This window comes from Geovibrio sp. ADMFC3 (assembly GCF_054687035.1).
Genome location: NZ_BAAFZG010000002.1, coordinates 2,702,697 through 2,721,698, shown reverse-complemented (window position 1 = coordinate 2,721,698; position 19,002 = coordinate 2,702,697). Strand labels below are relative to the sequence as shown.

Annotated in this window: 18 protein-coding genes; 7 read left to right on the top strand and 11 right to left on the bottom strand. The window is 43.9% G+C overall.

Annotated elements, in window-relative coordinates; translation table 11 throughout:
* Positions 1-248: 248 nt before the first annotated feature.
* A complete protein-coding gene (gene pckA, locus ACYRYY_RS13265; RefSeq protein WP_460216073.1) occupies positions 249-1,838 on the top strand; it encodes a phosphoenolpyruvate carboxykinase (ATP) in 1,590 nt (529 codons plus the stop codon).
* Between the two features lie 44 nt (positions 1,839-1,882).
* On the opposite strand, the gene ACYRYY_RS13260 is transcribed toward pckA, so the two are convergent.
* The gene (locus ACYRYY_RS13260; protein WP_460216072.1) at positions 1,883-2,605 is read right to left on the bottom strand and encodes a GntR family transcriptional regulator; all 723 of its coding nucleotides are present in this window, start codon (positions 2,603-2,605) and stop codon (positions 1,883-1,885) included.
* A 141-nt stretch (positions 2,606-2,746) separates the two neighbouring features.
* Between ACYRYY_RS13260 and ACYRYY_RS13255 the strand changes: the two genes are divergently transcribed.
* The 3 genes from ACYRYY_RS13255 (at position 2,747) to ACYRYY_RS13245 (ending at position 6,267) form a co-directional block, all read left to right on the top strand.
* On the top strand, positions 2,747-4,117 hold the full coding sequence (locus tag ACYRYY_RS13255; protein WP_460216499.1) for a class-II fumarase/aspartase family protein: 1,371 nt from the start codon (positions 2,747-2,749) through the stop codon (positions 4,115-4,117).
* A gap of 33 nt (positions 4,118-4,150) precedes the next feature.
* Positions 4,151-5,563: a DASS family sodium-coupled anion symporter gene (locus ACYRYY_RS13250; RefSeq protein WP_460216071.1), complete on the top strand. Its 1,413-nt coding sequence runs from the start codon at positions 4,151-4,153 to the stop codon at positions 5,561-5,563.
* Between the two features lie 113 nt (positions 5,564-5,676).
* Positions 5,677-6,267 carry a DUF1847 domain-containing protein gene (locus ACYRYY_RS13245; protein WP_460216070.1) on the top strand — a complete coding sequence of 197 codons (591 nt, stop codon included), beginning with the start codon at positions 5,677-5,679 and terminating at the stop codon, positions 6,265-6,267.
* A 6-nt stretch (positions 6,268-6,273) separates the two neighbouring features.
* Here the strand turns inward: ACYRYY_RS13245 and ACYRYY_RS13240 are convergent, their stop codons facing one another.
* Positions 6,274-6,765, bottom strand: coding sequence for a hypothetical protein (locus tag ACYRYY_RS13240; protein ID WP_460216069.1), 492 nt, complete (start codon positions 6,763-6,765; stop codon positions 6,274-6,276).
* 101 nt (positions 6,766-6,866) lie between these two features.
* Here ACYRYY_RS13240 and ACYRYY_RS13235 point away from each other — a divergent pair, with 101 nt between their 5' ends.
* From ACYRYY_RS13235 to ACYRYY_RS13225, 3 genes are all read left to right on the top strand, one after another.
* A complete protein-coding gene (locus ACYRYY_RS13235) occupies positions 6,867-7,646 on the top strand; it encodes an ABC transporter ATP-binding protein (protein ID WP_460216068.1) in 780 nt (259 codons plus the stop codon).
* A gap of 19 nt (positions 7,647-7,665) precedes the next feature.
* Positions 7,666-9,102 carry a cysteine--tRNA ligase gene (gene cysS / locus ACYRYY_RS13230; RefSeq protein WP_460216067.1) on the top strand — a complete coding sequence of 479 codons (1,437 nt, stop codon included), beginning with the start codon at positions 7,666-7,668 and terminating at the stop codon, positions 9,100-9,102.
* A gap of 337 nt (positions 9,103-9,439) precedes the next feature.
* Positions 9,440-10,171 (top strand): HesA/MoeB/ThiF family protein, encoded by a 732-nt coding sequence (locus tag ACYRYY_RS13225; protein ID WP_460216066.1) that lies wholly within the window; start codon positions 9,440-9,442, stop codon positions 10,169-10,171.
* Positions 10,172-10,179: 8 nt separating this feature from the next.
* Here the strand turns inward: ACYRYY_RS13225 and ACYRYY_RS13220 are convergent, their stop codons facing one another.
* From ACYRYY_RS13220 to ACYRYY_RS13180, 9 genes are read right to left on the bottom strand one after another with little or no spacing between them, the layout of a single operon-like run.
* Positions 10,180-11,652, bottom strand: coding sequence for a hypothetical protein (locus ACYRYY_RS13220; protein ID WP_460216065.1), 1,473 nt, complete (start codon positions 11,650-11,652; stop codon positions 10,180-10,182).
* A complete protein-coding gene (locus tag ACYRYY_RS13215; protein ID WP_460216064.1) occupies positions 11,649-12,011 on the bottom strand; it encodes a response regulator in 363 nt (120 codons plus the stop codon). The genes ACYRYY_RS13220 and ACYRYY_RS13215 overlap by 4 nt, the downstream gene beginning before the upstream one ends.
* A 16-nt stretch (positions 12,012-12,027) precedes the next feature.
* Positions 12,028-14,964 (bottom strand): Hpt domain-containing protein, encoded by a 2,937-nt coding sequence (locus ACYRYY_RS13210; protein WP_460216063.1) that lies wholly within the window; start codon positions 14,962-14,964, stop codon positions 12,028-12,030.
* An 11-nt stretch (positions 14,965-14,975) separates the two neighbouring features.
* Positions 14,976-15,341: a response regulator gene (locus ACYRYY_RS13205; RefSeq protein ID WP_460216062.1), complete on the bottom strand. Its 366-nt coding sequence runs from the start codon at positions 15,339-15,341 to the stop codon at positions 14,976-14,978.
* 4 nt (positions 15,342-15,345) lie between these two features.
* Complete coding sequence (locus ACYRYY_RS13200) at positions 15,346-16,179, bottom strand: CheR family methyltransferase (protein WP_460216061.1); 834 nt, start codon at positions 16,177-16,179, stop codon at positions 15,346-15,348.
* Positions 16,180-17,244 (bottom strand): HEAT repeat domain-containing protein, encoded by a 1,065-nt coding sequence (locus tag ACYRYY_RS13195; protein WP_460216060.1) that lies wholly within the window; start codon positions 17,242-17,244, stop codon positions 16,180-16,182.
* A 29-nt stretch (positions 17,245-17,273) separates the two neighbouring features.
* A complete protein-coding gene (locus ACYRYY_RS13190; protein ID WP_460216059.1) occupies positions 17,274-17,636 on the bottom strand; it encodes a response regulator in 363 nt (120 codons plus the stop codon).
* A 12-nt stretch (positions 17,637-17,648) separates the two neighbouring features.
* Entirely contained in the window at positions 17,649-17,930 is a 282-nt protein-coding gene (locus ACYRYY_RS13185) for an STAS domain-containing protein (RefSeq protein ID WP_460216058.1), read from the bottom strand.
* A 1-nt stretch (position 17,931) separates the two neighbouring features.
* On the bottom strand, positions 17,932-18,993 hold the full coding sequence (locus ACYRYY_RS13180; protein ID WP_460216057.1) for a protein-glutamate methylesterase/protein-glutamine glutaminase: 1,062 nt from the start codon (positions 18,991-18,993) through the stop codon (positions 17,932-17,934).
* Positions 18,994-19,002 lie beyond the last annotated feature (9 nt).

The window sequence follows — 19,002 nt, the reverse complement described above, 5'->3', positions numbered from 1 at the left end:
CACATAGGTACGCATGCGCCTTCTTACGTAGTCGATGAGTATATAATAGAGGATTAACATTATCAACACCTTAATTACACAGGATATAAGGCAGTAAACCCTTTGATTTCCAGCTACTTAAGAATTGCACATAAAAAAATGCCAAAAAAATGCAAAATCATTACGATTTCCTATAGATCAGAAACAAGTAATCCGTTAGAATCCGTTTGCCTTTTTCAAAAAGCTATAAAACAACCTTGGAGGGGTTTATGAAGACCGAAAACACCGGACTTGAGGAGTACGGTTTCAGGAACCTGGCCCGCATAAACTGGAATCTGCCTACGCCCGCCCTTTATGAGCAGATTATCATGAGAAAGGAAGCTATCCTCTCTCATCTCGGACCAGTAGTAGCCAGAACCGGACACCACACCGGACGCTCGCCTAACGACAAATTTGTGGTTGATGAGCCCACTACGACCAATGATGTATATTGGTCAAAAGACAACAAAAAATTCACAGAAGAACAGTTTGACAAACTCTTCAGTAAAATGGCTTCCTACCTTCAAACGAAAGAAGTTTTCGTTCAGGAATGCTACGCCGGAGCTGACGCTAACACCAGACTTAAAGTGCGTGTCATCACCGAAACAGCTTGGCACAGCCTTTTTGCAAGGAACATGTTCATCACTGAAAGGGATCAGGAAGTTCTTAAAAACTTCGCTCCCGATTTCACAGTGGTAAACTGCCCCCGCTTCCATGCGGTTCCCGAAGAGGACGGAACAAACTCTGAAACCTTCATAATAGTTAACTTTAAAAGAAAAATCGTCATGATAGGCGGTACAAGCTATGCGGGAGAGATCAAAAAGTCTATCTTCACCGTTATGAACTACCTCCTCCCCAAACAGAGCGTGATGAGCATGCACTGCTCCGCCAACATAGGCGAAGACGGGGACACAGCCGTATTTTTCGGTCTTTCAGGAACAGGAAAAACCACCCTTTCCACTGATCCCGAAAGATACCTCATCGGAGACGATGAACACGGCTGGAACAGTGACGGGGTTTTCAACATAGAAGGCGGCTGCTACGCCAAGGTTATCAACCTTTCCAAAGAAGCAGAGCCCGACATATACGAATGCACCAGACAATTCGGCACTATCCTTGAGAACGTTGCTGTTGATATGACTTCAAGAGCTATCGACCTTGACGATAACAGCCTTACGGAAAATACAAGGGCGTCATACCCTCTGACTCAGCTTCCTAAAATTGTTGAATCAGGTAAAGGCGGACACCCCAAAAACGTTATTTTCCTCACATACGATGCGTTCGGAGTTCTGCCTCCCGTTTCAAAACTCAGCATTCCTCAGGCTATGTACCACTTTATATCAGGCTACACAGCAAGAGTTGCAGGAACTGAAAAAGGGGTTACAGAACCCAAAGCAGTTTTCTCAACATGCTTCGGCGCTCCCTTTATGGTATGGCATCCTTCCGTTTACGCAAAACTTCTCGGTGACAAAGTCAAAGAGAAAAACGTTCAGTGCTGGCTTGTTAACACAGGTCTCACCGGCGGACCTTACGGAGTGGGCAAACGCTTCTCCATTAAGTACACAAGGGCGATTATCAAGGCTATCCTCACCGGAGAGCTTAATAAAACCGATTTCAAAACAGACTCTGTTTTTGGATTCGGCATACCACAGCATATCCCCGGAGTACCGGAAGAAGTTCTTGACCCATCATTCGGATGGTCAAGCAAACAGGCATACGACGAGACCCTTAAAAGCCTCGCAGCCAAGTTTGCAGAAAACTTTAAAAAGTTTGAAGAAGGAATGGACCCCGAAATCACAAAAGGCGGACCTGCACTTTAATGAATACGAAGCGGGCTTAACGGCCCGCTTCTTTTTTTATCTGTTTATTTCTTTGAAAGTCTGGTTGAAAAAACAAATCTGCCCGCCGGGTGTATCGTTACCGACACTTCCGCAGCCTTGTTAGCCGAATCATAATAATATCTGATAATCTTAAGCGCCGGAGTTGAGGCATCTGTCTGAAGGACATCAATAAGATGTTCCGGTACAGTCACTGCGTATATGTCCTGCTTTATGCCTGTAATCCTTCTTCCGTACCTTGTTTCCAGCAGAGAGCTGACAAGCATTTCGGGAGACTCCTCCATAATAGCAGGCAGATCGGTGTATGAAGGGTCAACGTAAACATCAGTCCATCCCACAGGCGGGGTGTCGCCTTCATCAAGCCTCAAGCTTGATATGCGGAGCTTGCGCACGCCGGGAGAACAGGCAAGCTCTTTACTGAGTGCCTGATCAACCACAATAGTTTCTATTTTCTGAACAGAACGCTTATGCTTTGTGCCGAAGTCGGAAAGCTCCTCCTGTGACGCCAGCGAATAGCTGTATTTAGAGGACGTGGGGGCTTCTTCTATTTTGGTTCCTGCTTTTTTCTTTCTGGATACAAGCCCCAGCTCCTGAAGCTCCCTTATTGCCGCCCTGATTGTGTGACGGCTCACCTGAAACTCTTTACATAGCTCCATTTCAGTGGGAAGAAGAGAGTCTTTCGGATAATGACCGGAGGCAATTCTTTCTGCAAGAATGCGTGCGGTCTGCACGTAAAGTGCTTCTTTCATTATGTTTTCACCTTATCATTTGTTTCTGAGAAATAAGATAACAAGTAACTTGACATAATGTCCAGCCATAATATAATATATTATGTACGTACAAATTTTATTGTATGGACATGCGCAGTCCAGACAGGAGCAGATCTGATGATGGACAACAAACATCAATCAACAACAGTAATGGATTCTATCCTTTACAGAGACGCATTCGGAACCTCGGAAATGAGAGATATCTTCTCCGACTTATCACTGATCAGGCGTTATGTGGAGGTGGAAACGGCACTTGCCAGAGCAGAGGCAAAATGCGGGGTAATACCTGCTGATGCGGCAAAGAAAATCACAGAACTTGCCGACATTGAAAAGCTTGATTTTGACTTTCTGCGTCAGGAAACAGACATAGTCGGTTATCCTATCCTCCCTCTGGTTCATCAGCTTGTGAAGCAGTGCGGTGAAGCGGGGAGATACATACACTGGGGAGCCACAACGCAGGATATAATGGATACGGCAGTTGTTCTTCAGGTTCGTGACGGGCTTGAAGTAATTGAGCGTGACATCAACGAGCTGCGCAAAATACTAATTTCACTTACAGAACGTTATAAAGACACGATCATGGCGGGACGCACACACCTTCAGCATGCGCTTCCCATCACCTTCGGTCATAAAACATCAATCTGGCTTGCAATGTTTGACAGACATGCAGAAAGGATAAAACAGCTACGCCCAAGAGTTCTGACCGGAGAGTTCGCAGGAGCAGCAGGAACACTTGCATCTCTTGATAATAAAGGACTTGAAGTTCAGAAAGCGCTTATGGATGAGCTAGGTCTGGGTGTGCCGCAGTCAACATGGCATGTGGCAAGGGACGGTTTTGCCGAAGCGCTGAATTTTCTTGGTCTGGTAACAGGCACTATGGGGAAAATTGCCTATGATGTGATGATCTTGGCATCCAATGAATTCGGTGAGGTCTTTGAGCCATTCGTCACAGGAAGAGGCGCCAGCAGCACAATGCCCCAGAAACGCAACCCTATTTCAAGCGAATTGATGCTTGCCTGCGCCAAAGGGGTAAGACAGCACGCAGGGCTTATGCTCGACTCCATGATTCAGGACTTTGAAAGAGCAACAGGTCCGTGGCACACGGAATGGATAGCAATTCCTGAAAGTTTTGTTCTCACTGCCGGAGCGCTTAAACAGGCAAAATTTATGCTTGGCGGGCTGATTGTTGATGAAGACAGAATGAGAAAAAACCTTGGTATAACAAACGGGCTGATAGTGGCTGAGGCTGTTATGATGGGTTTGGCTCCTTACACGGGCAGGCAGCAGGCACACGATATTGTCTATGCGGCGTGCAGAACAGTGAATGAGAGAGGGGGAAGTCTCGCGGAAGCACTTTCTCATATCCCTGAAGTTACTGCTCACCTTAACCGTGAGGAAATAGAGGGACTTACTAATCCGGCAAACTATCTCGGTGTAACTTCCGAGATGATCGAACACACTCTTGCTTACTCAAAAAAGCAAGGCTTTTAATTCATTTAACGACAATCGGACCGGGAGGTCAATATGTCAGGTAAATTGAAAAGTTTATTATCAGCGGCAGTTCCGCTTGCGGTTCTTGCTGTATTATGGTTAATTCCCGCTCCGGAAGGGCTTACGGCTCAGGCATGGCACATGTTTGCCATATTCATCGCCGTTATCATAGCGATACTCACACAGCCGCTCCCCTCCGGCGCAATAATGCTTATCGGTCTTTGCGTTGCAATTGTAACAACCACTCTGTCGCAGGCTAAAGCCCTTTCCGGTTTTGCCAGCGGAACAGTATGGCTTATTTTCAGCGCATATGTGCTTTCTCTGGGATTCGTGGAAACCGGTCTCGGAAGACGCATAGCATATAAAATGCTCTCAATGTTCGGCGGAAGCAGTCTCGGTATAGCCTATGCCCTCGGCATAGCGGATCTGTTTATAGCACCCGCCACACCTTCTGTGACTGCACGTTCCGGCGGAGTTATTCTCCCGATCGCAAAGTCTATAAATGATGCTCTGGATTCCAAGCCGGGTCCGACAGGCAAGAAAATAGGCGACTTCCTTATCCTCTCCTGCTTTCAGATCACCCCTGTAACCGGTGCGATATTCATGACAGGTATGGCGGCTAACCCCCTTGCCACAAGCCTTGCGGAAAAGACGCTTGGTATAGAGATAACCTGGGCTGGCTGGGCAGCAGCGGCCATTGTGCCTATGCTTCTGTGTTTTGCCGTTACTCCTTATGTTATTTACAAGCTTGTTAATCCGGAAATGAAACGCACACCGGAAGGAAAAGAGATGGGCAGGCAGTCCCTTGCTTCTCTGGGTTCAATGAGCAAAAAGGAAATAGCCCTCACAATCATATTCCTTCTGGCTCTGCTCGGCTGGGCAACAAGCCTGATAACCAAACTCAGCGCAACAACCGTCGGTTTATGCGTTGTCGCACTGCTGTTTATTTTCAGAGTTGTGGAGTGGAAATCTGTTCTCCGTGACTATGCAGCGTGGGATACAGTCATATGGTTCGGAGCAATTATCAGCCTTGCAACAGGTCTTTCAGATCTCGGGTTCATATCATGGATGACAAACTACTTCGGACACATATTCTCAGGCTGGTCATGGATTTGGACATTTATAGCTCTGGGTCTGATTTATATCTATATTCACTATTTCTTCGCCACCGCCAGCGGACACGTTGCCGCCATGTACCCCATGTTCCTCGCCACAGCAATAACAGCGGGTGCGCCGTCTGTAATGGTGGCCATATGCTTTGGTATCTTCGGTAACCTTATGTGGGGTCTTACAGAATACGGCGGAGGACCCGGACCTATCTATTTTGCTCAGGGGTATTATGAGCGCCCGAGGTTCTATAAACTGAATTTCGTCGTTGTAAGCATTAATGTTCTTATCACTTTCACAGTCGGTCTTGCATGGTGGAAGGTTATCGGACTTTGGTAGCCGCTGTCATGTATTGAGTTCATCTGACATTGCATTCATCTGACGTAAGGTGATATATCTGAAGAGCAGACTCCCTGACGGGGGTCTGCTCACTTATTTTCAAGGAGTATGAAATGTACAACTGCTCAAACTGTAAATCAAATGTGTGTTATCAGGGAAAAGATTGCGCAAAAGGGTACGACTTCAGTGATGCTGCCACAAAGGCACGTAATATTTACGAACAGGAGGAAGACAATAAAATCCTCACTGTTGCGGGAAGAATTGAGGTTGAACATTATATGAAATACACCCGTCTGGAAGAGATAATGGAGTTCTGCCGCCTGATGGAATACAGAAAAATCGGCATAGCGTCATGTGTGGGGCTCTCTGCTGAGGCGGATATCCTGACAAAGATTCTGTCTAAGGAATTTGAAGTACACTCCGTGTGCTGCAAAAACGGAGGAATAAACAAGGATGATTACGGCATTCCACACCTGAAAAAGGAAAGATACGAGGCAACCTGTAATCCTGCGGGACAGGCAGAGGTGCTTAACAGCATCGGCACGGATATTAACCTTATAGTCGGTTTATGCGTGGGGCATGATATTTTATTTTCAAAATACTCCAAGGCTCCCTGCACAACCTTTATTGTGAAGGACAGAGTGCTGGCACATAATCCGGCTGCCGCTATATATTCAAACTATTACAAACGTAAGCTGCTGTAAAAAAACTTATTCAAAAACCACACTTTTATAATCCTTCAGTTCCTCTATCTGTTTGTGGATTGAAGGTTCGTCAACCCATTTATGGGCACGCTCAAGGAGATATTTCGCCTGTCCGGCGAGTTTCTCCTTCTGGTGAAGCTCTTCATTGGCTTTTTCAAGCATCATAAGAGACTGTCTGCAAAGGCAGGAAACCATATAGCGGATCTGCTTTGCCTTGTCCACTTTCATGGCGAAACGTATAACTATTGCGGCAAGAAACAGATAGGCAGTCCACACAAAGACATTGAACGGCAATGTAATAAGATAAACCGTAATAATAAGCAGAAGTGACATGGCGACCGCAACAGTAAGCCCCGGTACACCCACAAAAAATACAGGAATATTCCTTCCCTGCACATTCTTGTAATATCTAAAGGGTCTGAAGGAACTTCCCCTGCTTACAGTGTCTGATGCTTTGCACAAATCTTCCAGTTCTGCGATGATGTTTATTTTTTCCATTTGTTCATTACCTCCGCCTGTGTGCATAATAAATGAATACTGATTTTTCGCAAAGGGGAAAATGCCTTTTCCAGCGGCGAATGTTTGTGTAATATATCATAATGAAACTTCTGGAACTTATAAACGCAACCAAAATCTACACAGCTTTTGAAGGACTCTTTGCGGGCTCAGGTACAAGCTTTAAAGCTGCCGATGATATAAGTATCACTCTTGAACAGGGAAAAAACCTCGGTATAGTCGGCGAATCCGGCAGCGGGAAGACCACTGTTGCAAAGATTATCTGTGATATCATTCAGCCGGACTCCGGTGAAGCACTTTACAAGGGCAGAAATATAAAAGCCCTCGGCAAAGGGTACGCTGAATACCGCAAAAATGTTCAGATGATTTTTCAGGATCCTTACACCAGCCTGAACCCTAAGCTCACTGTTTTCTCTGCCATGTATGATGGAATAGCTGCACATTCGTCCCTTACCAAAACGGAAATAAGAGAGAAATGTGAAACTCTTATGGAGATGGTGGGGCTCGAGAAAGAGCATCTGGACAGATTCCCGCATGAATTCTCCGGCGGTCAGAGACAAAGGGTTTCAATAGCCAGAGCGCTCAGTCTTGATCCTGAAATTATAATTGCGGATGAGCCTGTCAGTTCTTTGGATGTTTCTGTTCAGGCGCAGATACTTAACCTGTTGAAAAAACTTTCAAAAGAAAATAATATAACTCTTGTCCTCATATCCCACGACCTTGCCGTGGTATCATTCCTGTGTGATGAGGTGATTGTGATGCACAAAGGAAAAATCGTGGAAAGAGGAACAGCCGAACAAGTAATCCACAGTCCTAGGGAGGAATACACCAAAAAGCTGTTGGAAGCCTGTGTTTACCGCTGATTATCAAGGAGACAGATAAATGATCAAAGTTTTTAATACATTAAAAAAAGAGAAGGAAGATTTTAAACCTCTTAATGATAATAAAGTCGGCATGTATGTTTGCGGGGTTACGGTTTATGACCTCTGTCATATAGGACACGCCAGAAGCGCAGTAGTGTTTGACGTTATCCGCCGCTATTTTCTTTACAGAGGCTATGACGTTACATTTGTGAAAAATTTTACCGATATTGACGATAAAATCATCAAAAGAAGCAATGAATCCTCCGTTGACTGGCGTGATCTCACCAAAAAATATATGGAAGCCCATGATGCGGATATGGACTCCCTCAATGTCAAAAGACCCGATCAGACCCCCAGGGCAACTGACTTTATAAGTGAGATGATCGCAATGTGCGAGAACCTTATAGCAAAAGGTCACGCCTATGTTTCTGATGGTGATGTCTATTACAGAGTGGAAAGCTTTTCTGAATACGGAAAGCTCTCGCACCGCCACCTTGATGAAATGATGGCGGGGGCAAGGGTTGAGGTAAACGAACGTAAAGAAAACCCATATGACTTCGTTCTATGGAAAAGCTCAAAGCCTAACGAACCCTCATGGGAAAGCCCATGGGGACCGGGCAGACCCGGCTGGCACATTGAATGCAGCGTGATGAGTGAGAAAATTCTCGGACTTCCCTTTGATATACACGGCGGCGGTAAAGACCTTGTTTTCCCACATCACGAAAATGAGATTGCACAGTCGGAAGCAGCATGCGGATGTGAGTTCGCGAGATACTGGATGCATAACGGATTTGTGAACATAAACGAAGAAAAGATGTCTAAATCCCTCGGAAACTTCTTTACAATCAGAGACGTAACAGAAAAATTTGATCCGGAGATAGTCCGTTTTTTCCTCCTCACCACACACTACAGAAGCGCTCTGGATTTTAGTGATGAAAAGCTCAAAGATGCTGAAAGCTCTCTGAACAGAATATACACCATGCTTGATGAGCTGTACGGATTCACCGCAGGGAAAAAAGGTGTCAGTGTCATAAATGAGGCGGAAAATGTGGCATCTGAATTTGTGGCTGAATTTGAACGTGCAATGGATGATGACTTTAACACTCCGGTCGCACTTGCAGCAATATTTGAAGTGGTACGCAAAATAAATAAAATACTCGCAGATAAACCTAATAAGGACACTCTCGAAGCCCTCCGGAAATCTGCGGAAAAAGTTTTCAGCGCCGTAAATGATGTTCTTGGCGTAATAGTAAAAACCCCGGAAGAATGGTTTAAGGCTAATCTCGAAATCCCTGTAAGCGAACTTGAAGCACTCATAGAAGAAAGGCAGGACTCAAGAAAAGAAAAGAATTTTGAACGTGCCGATGAAATACGCAAAGAGTTGTCAGCAAAAGGCATAGAACTTCTTGACACCCCTGTGGGGACAAAATTCAGGGCTAAAAAAATAAGAGACTAACAGCAGTTTTAAAATGAAAAAGCAGGCCTTGCGGCCTGCTATTCCATAATATAACCTACAGGGGAAATATGCGGTTTTACCCGCGTGAAAGTCTCTTTATATTGATAAGATAGATCACTTCTATAATAGTTCAATCGGAATTTTAATATTTTTTTTATATTTTATCATTATTTTTCATCCTGAATTAAATTAATCATGATTATCAATAAATTACCCACTTATTCGGACATTATACCCATATTAGAAATTCCGAACATAAATACGGACAATTTTATGCTGTTTCTGCGGGGTTGCTCTAAATGCTTTATTGTAATAAGATCATTTTTTCGGAGGATATATGGAAAGCTATTTCAGAAGATATAAAAGACAGATGATAATGGATAATTTTGGTGAAGAAGCACAGCTTAAGCTGAAAAATTCCTCTGTTTTCATAGGCGGCATAGGCGGTCTGGGCGGAACAACTGCGGCATACCTGGCAATGGCAGGAATCGGCAAGCTGGTGATAGCCCACTCCGGCAACCTGACCGAAACCAACATGAACCGCCAGATACTTATGGATTGCGGGCGTATCGGCGAACCAAGGGTGGAAATAGCCGTTGACGCTTTTAAAAAACTGAACCCGGATATGGAACTGGAAATGCACAACGTCAGACTGCTTCCTGAAAATACAGCAGAATTGATCAAAGGCTGTCAGGTTGCGGTATCTGCCAGACCAACATTTTATGAAAGAAAAAATCTTAACCGTGCATGCGTTCAGGAGAATATTCCAATGATTGAAGCGGCTATGGATGGAATGACCGCCTACATGTTCACGGTTAATCCCCATAAAACTGCCTGCCTTGACTGTATGGTTGAAAAAGACGTCAACGACTGGGAAGAGTTCGGCTTCGGCGTTCTTGGTGCAGTATCCGGCACTATAGGCTGCCTGTCAGCCATTGAAGCAGTAAAAATAATCACCGGCTTCGGCGAAACTCTCGGCAGCAAAATGTTTTATATGGACATGAGCGACTATAGAACAAAACACATTGAACTCAAAAGGAATCCCGACTGCAAAACCTGTGGAGGCTGAACAGCTTACTAAAAGAAATCAATTGATGAGTGTTGTTCTTCATTAGCCATGACATCCACAATGGAAGCAGATGAACGCCCGGCTTCAAAATCGGGGTCAGAGTATAATGACTGAGGAATCTTGCGTTTGAGAGCTTCAAAACTTTTTCTGAAAAGCCTGTCGATCTCATCAAAGGAATCATTTATCTTAAAAAGTCCGGTATTAAGATGCTGTATAAACTCATCACCCGAAAAATTGTTTCTGAAATGTTCAAGTTCACCGTCAAGATCACCGGATTTTTTCATTAGATCGTTTATATGATCTTCAGAGTGCAGTTCACGAAGGCGGTTAATATTTGTGTCTGCCTCATTCAAAACAGAAACAAAATCACCCTTCAGTTCTCCCCAGAGTTTAAGACTGACAGCGAGCTTATCAACAAGTGTCATAAGAATACGTTCAGTTTCACTCATGGAAACGACAACACTTTCCAAAGAAGTGTCGCCAATTCTGGCAACTTCCACAGCGGTAATAACAACAAGATTTCTGAATGACTTGCCGAATTTCTTTAAAGTGATTATTCCGTTTCCTGCGTTTTTGAGTTCTTTTTCTGTCTGCCTGATCATGCTGATCAGCCCGCCCACTATCTTCTCAATGGAATCGCTGTATTCCTTTGCCTGCTCAAACTCCATCTTAACAAGATTGGCACGGCTGACAATATTCTGAATATCAGTATTTATGTGGTAAAGAAATTCTTTTATAACCTCTTTTATTTCTTCAAAAATCTCAGTTATTTTCGTTTTTACTTCATCCATCTTTGAGATTGCCAGTTCATGGACGCCATAACTTTTACCGAGGCAAAAGCTGTCATCATCTGTGCATTCTATCATAGCGTGGCTGATTGCATCTATTTCCTGAATTATAATATCATGAAACTGGCTGCACTCAATGAGCCTTGATATATCAGAGCTGACTTCAAGCGGTGCGCTTTGCTCATCAGCACCGCCTGCCATAAGCTCCACTTTTGAGCTGTTTTCGCTGAAAGTTGTATTAATTTCTTTAAAATCGTCATAAATAAGGGTAAATGTTGATGATATATTTTCAAGAAGATTTTTGGCAACTGCTGAGTTTTTCTTAATTTCCTTGCTTATATGGGCAATTGTAGCACCCTTAGCGCCGAGCGACATGGTGGTGCAGATTGTATTATAAGACAAAAGCTCAAGGTCATCAGTAATTTTAAGGAAAGTTTCCGAAGCGTCAGTGATATCATCCTTCATTGTTTTTATATCTATTCTCACAACTTTTTTGTTCAAGTCTTCAGATATTTTAGCAATGAGGACAGCAGTATCGTCCGTAAAGCTTTTTGCTGATTTTTCAAGATATGTGTTAATCTCAAGCATGCTCTCAAAGCTGCTGCCACGCAGCTCCATCAGCCTGTTTATGATATCGACTATTTCAGTAAAATATTCTGTAAGCTCATTTTTAAGCTCATTGAGATGAATCATCTGGAGTATTTTCCCACAACTTCCTTCAGCATATTTTCGGTTACAGGTTTGAGAATAACATTGTCAAACCCACTTGTCCTGAGCTGCGAAGCTTCCGAGACATCCGCAGTAAAGGCGATACACTTAGCTGATTTCCATTTGTATTTATTTTTTACATTTTCAAGAACATCAAGACCTGTTTCAGTGGGTCCAAGCCTGAAGTCTATAAATAATATATCAGGAATTATGTTATTTTCGTGAGAAAAATTATCCAATTTTTTCAAAGAGTCGAAAATAAAAACTTCATGTTCAAGCTTTGTCAGTATGAAATTGCACATTTTCAGGTGCAGGCCATTGTCGTCAACAATAAATATTTTCATCAGGCACTCCGTAGCACTATATGAGTTTGTTCGTATTAAGAACCAAAACCGCCTGACCATCCCCAAGAATAGTTATCCCGCCGACATAAGAAAGGTGTGAGAAGTATTCAGGTACAGGTTTTATTGCGATATCAATGCGGTTTATAAGTTCGTCCACCATAAGCCCGACTTTCCCCATATCGGTATTGGTGATTACTATGCAGACCTCATCCGGCAGCTCTCCGGGCTCTTCATCCAGAAGCCCTTTCATGCTGTAGAGAGGCAGCACCATCCCCCTGTAATGCACAGCAAGACCATAATGCAGATCTTTGATTTTTTCCTTGGGCAGCTTGATTGTTTCGGCAACATTTTCAATGGGTATTGCATAAACAACAGAACTGAGCTTAACCAGAAGTGCAGTGGAAACACCTATAGTCACAGGTATTTTCAGAACAAATCTTGAGCCTTCTCCCATGGTTGATTGTATGTCTACAAAGCCGCCGAGATTGACGACACTGGTTTTGACCACATCCATTCCGACCCCTCTGCCGGATATGTCGGTAACCTTTTCGGCTGTTGAAAAGCCGGGTTCAAGGATAAGCTGCATGATCTCCTTCTCGCTTAACTCCGCATCGGCGGACACAAGCTTGTTAGAGACAGCTTTTTCCCTTACTTTAACGGTGTTTATCCCCTTACCGTCATCTATTACTTCAATATAAACGAAGCTGCCTTCCTGATAAGCTTTAAGGATAACTGTGCCGACAGGTGTTTTGCCGGATGCCTGCCTTTCCTCTGCTGTTTCTATGCCGTGATCGCATGAGTTGCGAAGCAGATGCACTAGAGGATCACTGAGAAGGTCAGCAACTTTTTTATCAATTTCTGTATCTTCCCCGATTATACGCAGGTCGATCTGTTTATTTTGTTTCCTTGATATATCTCTGACAACTCTGGGAAACTTCTGAAATACCTGTTTTATCGGGATCATACGCAGTGAGAGTATATCTCTTTGCAGATCCTGTGAAATGCGTGCAATAAGATTTGCATTATCCTTAAGCTCCTTCACGAGAGATGAAGGAAGCGCATACGCACGGGCTATCTTCTGAATGAGGTATTCATTAGCATTTTTTGCTACCACAAGCTCACCTATAGTGTTGGTAAACTTGTCTATCTTCTCCTGATCCACCTTCATTGTCTGAGAGCCGACTTCCTGTTGAACAACACCCGCAGCCTGCTGTTTTGCGGAGGCGGGTGCGCCTTCCTTCGCTGTTCCGGAAACAGCTTTCATAACTTCCTGTTTTTTCAGAGCTTTATCAAGTTCATCCTTACCGAGTTTACCCTCTTCAACAAGGATATCACCGAGTTTTTTCTGCTTGCTTAATGCATCCTGAATATCATCTTCTGTTATCTTACCGTCACGAACAAGAAGCTCTCCAAGCATTTTAGGCGGAGACTTAAGATCTTCAAGATACTTAAGAATACGCTCCATATGAGCATCAAAAGGCTTTGACCCTTTTATACATTTTTCAAGTTCTTCCGCTATGCCGAAGAGATCGTCAAAACCTATAAACTTGGCGGCGTTTTTCAGACCGCCGGCTCCTCTCAGAACCTGCCTGACATCAAGCTCCCCGCCTTCGGACGCCATATTCATTATTTCTATAAACTGTTCAAGCTGCTTGATAAATATCTTCACTTCCTCATTGACAACAGTCATTGAGCTTTTCATATTCTCAAGGTTTGAAGTAAGCTTTTTAAGCACACGGTAAGAGTCGGGAACAGGGGTCATTCCATTTCTTGTAAGCCCTGTAAGCATATCCCTGATATCGCTGACAACAGAAAGAATAATATCCGCAGCCTTCTTATCAAACATGATTCGGCCGCTTCTTATATCATCCAGAACACTTTCAACAAGATGAGCAAACTCCTCAAGAAAACGGAAACCAACGTAACCGCAGTCACCTTTGATGGTGTGGAAAACACGGAAAAGGTCATCAATACCCGGTCCACCGCCGCTTCCGTCTTTTTCAAGCTTTAATGTGACTGATTCTATTGATTCAAAATAATCATCTATGCTCGCAGTAAGTTCACCCAGAAGTTCAGCATCTATCCCCTCCATTGTTATATAATCCGCAGGTGCGGATGCAGGGGCGCTTTGCTCATTGGCTGCAGTAACAGAAGGTTCCTCTTTACTTGCTTCAGGCTCATCCAAAGATGCTGAACAAACTGAAATAACACCGGGCTCGAACCCGAAATCAGCAAGATCAGCCGGCTCAAGATCGCTTATACCGTAGACTTCCGGCTGAAGATATATTTCAAAAGGATTCAGGCTGTCTATAGAAGGAACAGAAGTCTTATATGCGATGCAGAAATATTCCGCCGAACTCATTTTAAGGTTGGACAAAACAGGGAGCGGATCATAGCCGTTTTCAAGCATTTCTGAAGTAAAGTGGAAATCAGCTCTGTAGGGTTTTCCGCCTTTTCTCCCTGCTGTTTTCAGCTTGGAGCGTATTTCAGGGCAGGATACATAAGCAGATACTTCATCAGTTTCATCTGAGATAACATCAGGTTTCTCGGCTGAATCTTCTTCGCCGGAAGAAAGGTGATAGCCTTCAAGCTCACGCCTGATTCCTTCTTCATCCACAACATATTCTCTGCCTTCCTTCGCTGCACAAACCATTTCGTAGATACCGTCAGCGGCTTTGAGTATGCTGTCCACAAGTTCGCTGGTTACGCTGAGTTCTTTATTACGAAGCTTGTCCAGCAGTGTTTCAAGGTGGTGCGTAAAAGCGGATATATGGTCAAAACCAAACCCAGCCGCACTACCTTTTATAGTGTGGATGGAGCGAAAAACCGAGTTGACAAGTTCAGGGTCATCAACAGCTTCAATTTTGAGAACATCTTCATTAACCTGCTCAAGAAGTTCCGACGCTTCGTCAAGGAAAGACCTGCGGAACTTTTCCATATCTATTTCAGCCATACCCCACCCCGTCAGGAAATACCAAGAAGCATTTTTATGTTTATTATCAGTTCCTCAGGTTTCACAGGCTTGGTTATGTACAGATTAGCACCGGACATATAGCCTTTTCTGCGGTTTTCCGCCTCTTCCTGAGTGGTAATTATAATAACAGGTGTTTCCTTCCCTGTTTTTCTGAGTTCTTTTATAAACGTTATACCGTCCATTCTGGGCATGTTAAGATCACACAGAATAAGGGAAAAAGAATTTTTTACAGACTTTTCCAGGGCGTCCATGCCGTCTATCGCCTGTTCGGTGTCAAAGCCGGCGGATTTGAGGATATTGGCGTGAAAATGCCTCACCATGTCCGAGTCATCTACTATAAGAACTTTAAACGCCATTGTCTTACCCCTTGTAATAAACGACATTTCTGCCGAACCTTTTAATTGAGAAAGCGGTTGTAATGCGTCCCACAGACTCGCTGTGACCGAGGAAGATGTAGCCGCCCCTGTTAAGGGCTATGTAATAGTGATCCACAACCTGCTTTCTGGAAATTTCATCGAAATAGATGAGTACATTACGGCAGAATATAAAGTCAAAGCCTCTCTGCCTTCTCATCTGCATTTTGTCATTCAGGTTTATATGTTCAAACCGCACCATATCCCTTATGGCTTTCACAGGAACATGGGAGCCGTCAATATAGTTAAAATATTTTTCATAATACTCTTCGGGCACATCTTTCACACTTCTGTCGTCATAGCGGGCGTTCTTTGCTTTTTCCAGAGCAGAGAGATCAATATCCGTAGCAACAATCTCCACATTCCAGTCCTCATGCTTATCCAGCAGTTCACGCACAATGATGGCAAGGGTATAAGGCTCCTCGCCGGTGGAGCATCCTGCGGACCAGATACGGATCGTGTCGTCTTTTTCTTTTTCTTTTTTCTCAGCTATTTCCTGAAGGCAGAACTCTGCAAATACTTCCAGAGTTGCAAATTCGCGGAAAAAATATGTCTCGTTGACAGTGAGAAGGTTCATAAGCTCCTGAAACTCTTCCCCTTCCCTGTCTTTAAACTTCAGAAAACGGATGTAGTCACGGGCGGATTCTATGCCAAGGGCAAAAAGACGCTTTTCCAGTCTCTTATTTATAAAATAGCGCTTTTTATCTTCAAAATTTATCCCTGACTTTTTATAGATAAAAGCAGTAAGATCTTTGTAGTCCTCAAGGGTAACAACAAACATTTACTGCTCCGCTATCAGTGCCTTCAGGCTGAGAAGCTCTTCTTTTACATCGTCTTCAGCAACCTTAAGTCTGCGTTCAATTATTTTAATGGCTCTCTCCCTGTTCAGTACCGCAAGCTTATCAAGAGCGGCAAGCATTACATTCATGTCTTCCTCTCCGACAAACTCTTCAAAGATGTCTTCTTTGTCCTTCAGGCACAGCCTGAAAGCTATTCCCATAAAGGTGATACGGTTATCCGAATCAAGGTTTTGATCCTTCACTCCGTTGATTACATATTTTTCATACTCAAACGGAAGAACGTCAACATCATCTCTTATCATTATTTTCAGGATTGAACCTGATATCTCATTGAAAAACAATGTGTTTTTATTATTAAGAAAAGTCAGCAAAAACGGCAGATGCTCCCTTGTGCCGCACTCAGCAACCATGCGGAAGACAGACGGCTTATAAAAGCTGTCCATGTTCACACCGCCGAGTATATCCAGAACAGTATCAACCACTTCCTGTCTGGCGAAATGAGTAAAAGTTTCCAGACAGGATATACGGAGCATGGGTTCGTTTGAAGTCTCAAAAATCTCCAGAATATCACCCAGAGATTCCTCATCGTTTATTTTGCCCAGATATTCAACAGCAGTTATCTGCACATTCGGCGCCTTATCCTTCAAAGCAGCTCTCAGAGCAGGAATACAGTATTTTGATCCTGTGGCAACAAGGCTGTCAAGAATAAGCTTGCGCACTTCTTTATCGGAGTGATCCATAATTGATGTGAGAAACGGTACTGCATCCTCACCTTTTGAGCCGAAGATCTCAATAGCACAGTTTCTTATAAATGCGTCGGATGACTCAAAAAATTTCGCAATTGAAGAGAAATGCGGTGTTGTATCAAGAAGTTTAAGCCCTTCCACCATCAGTTCCTTAACCATGCGGCTGTCCTCTCTTACAAGAGCAGATATAAGTTCGGGTATAAGTTCCTCTGAACGCAGAGTTATTATATCCTCAACAGCATACAGTCTTTCAGTTTCGTCTTCATTCAGGAGTGATGCCTTTATGCTCTGAATATCCATCTGCTTCTCCGTGCGCTCACATCAAATTGTCAGGGTACTATCTTTTTAACTACAGCCAGAAGATCAGCCGGTTTAAACGGCTTAACAATCCACGCTTTAGCACCAGCTTTTCTGCCTTCCTCTTTCTTCTCCGCCTGAGATTCAGTGGTAAGCATGATAATTGGCGTAAACTTGTGTTTAGCCATATTTTTTACTTCTTTAATAAGCGTTATGCCGTCCATATTGGGCATATTAAGGTCGGAAATGATCAGATTAAATCTATCATTCTCAAGCTTAGTCAGCGCATCCTTGCCGTCACGGGCGTCTACTACTTCATAGCCCGCCGACTTCAGCGTAGCGGCGACAAGCTGCCTCATGGTTATGGCATCGTCAACTATCAGTATCCTTTTCAAGTTTTCCCCCTGTCAGATACCCAGCCCATAAAGTCCCATGACCCTTGAGACTTCACTGCTTTTCCCTGTTATTTCATATTTTATTCCCTTCTCCTTCAATGTATTAAGGAGAGAGACAAGAATATTTACAAAAGTTGTGTCCATTGTCCGCACTGCTGAAAGATCTATTTCCGCAGCAGGTTTTGCCGCAAGATTTGTCTCTTTAAGCACGCTCAAAGCTTCTTCCGCCATAAAGTTTTCACACTCTTCGGGAAAAACGATCTTAAGCTTTGATTTCAGTGGTCTTATATCCATTTCACCACCCCCTTTTAACAACCCTGCTGAGTTCTCCGGCTATTTTTGTACTGGAGAGAACAACATCTGCCCCGCCCCTTGCGATAGCTTCCTTCGGCATGCCGAATACTATGCAGCTTTCTTCGGATTCAGCTATGGTAAAGCCTCCGCCTTTGCGTATTTTTACCATACTGTTGGCGCCGTCATCCCCCATGCCTGTCATGAGAACTCCGATTGTTTTATCCCCGAAGCAGCTCTGTACAGAATCCATCATAACGTCCACACTGGGTACAAAATGATGCTCCGGTTTTTTTGTGAGTCTTATAATTATCTTACCGCCGGGTTTTTTGTATAGTGTCATGTGGAAACCGCCTTTACCAAGGTAGCACACACCCGGACGCACTTCCTCTCCGGCCTCCGCTTCTTTTACATGAATGCGGCAGTATTCATTAAGTCTTCTGGCATATGTGGCAGTGAATGACGGCGGCATATGCTGGACCATGAAAACCGCAGCGGGAAAGTTTTTTTCAAGCTCCGGCAGGACATCGAAAATGGTTTTCGGTCCGCCGGTGGATATTCCTATGCAGACAGCGGGATATTCATCCAGCTCAAGCGGTTCTTCCTCTTCCTGCTCAACAACAAGCTTCTTTTTTACAGGTTTCGCTGTTTTTCTGCGTAGTTTGGAATTACCTGCCTTTACAGCCGCTTTAACTTTTGTAATAAGGTCTTCCCTGACTTCATCAATATTGATGGAAACAGTTCCGCCGGGTTTTGCCACATAGTCAAAAGCCCCAAGCTCCATTGCCTCAAAAGTTGTTGACGCACCCTCCTGCGTGAGTGAGCTAAGCATTATGACAGGGCAGATATTCTCCTCTATCACGATGCACAGAGCAGTCAGACCATCCATTACAGGCATGTTTATATCCATTGTAATGACATCCGGCTTTAGGGCACGGGCTTTAGTAACCCCGTCCTGACCGTCTCTTGCTGTGCCGACAACCTCTATGTCCGGATCGGACTCCAGCATTTCCCTGACTTTTTTCCGCATAAGAGCGGAATCATCCACTATAAGAACTTTTATCATCCGGTACCC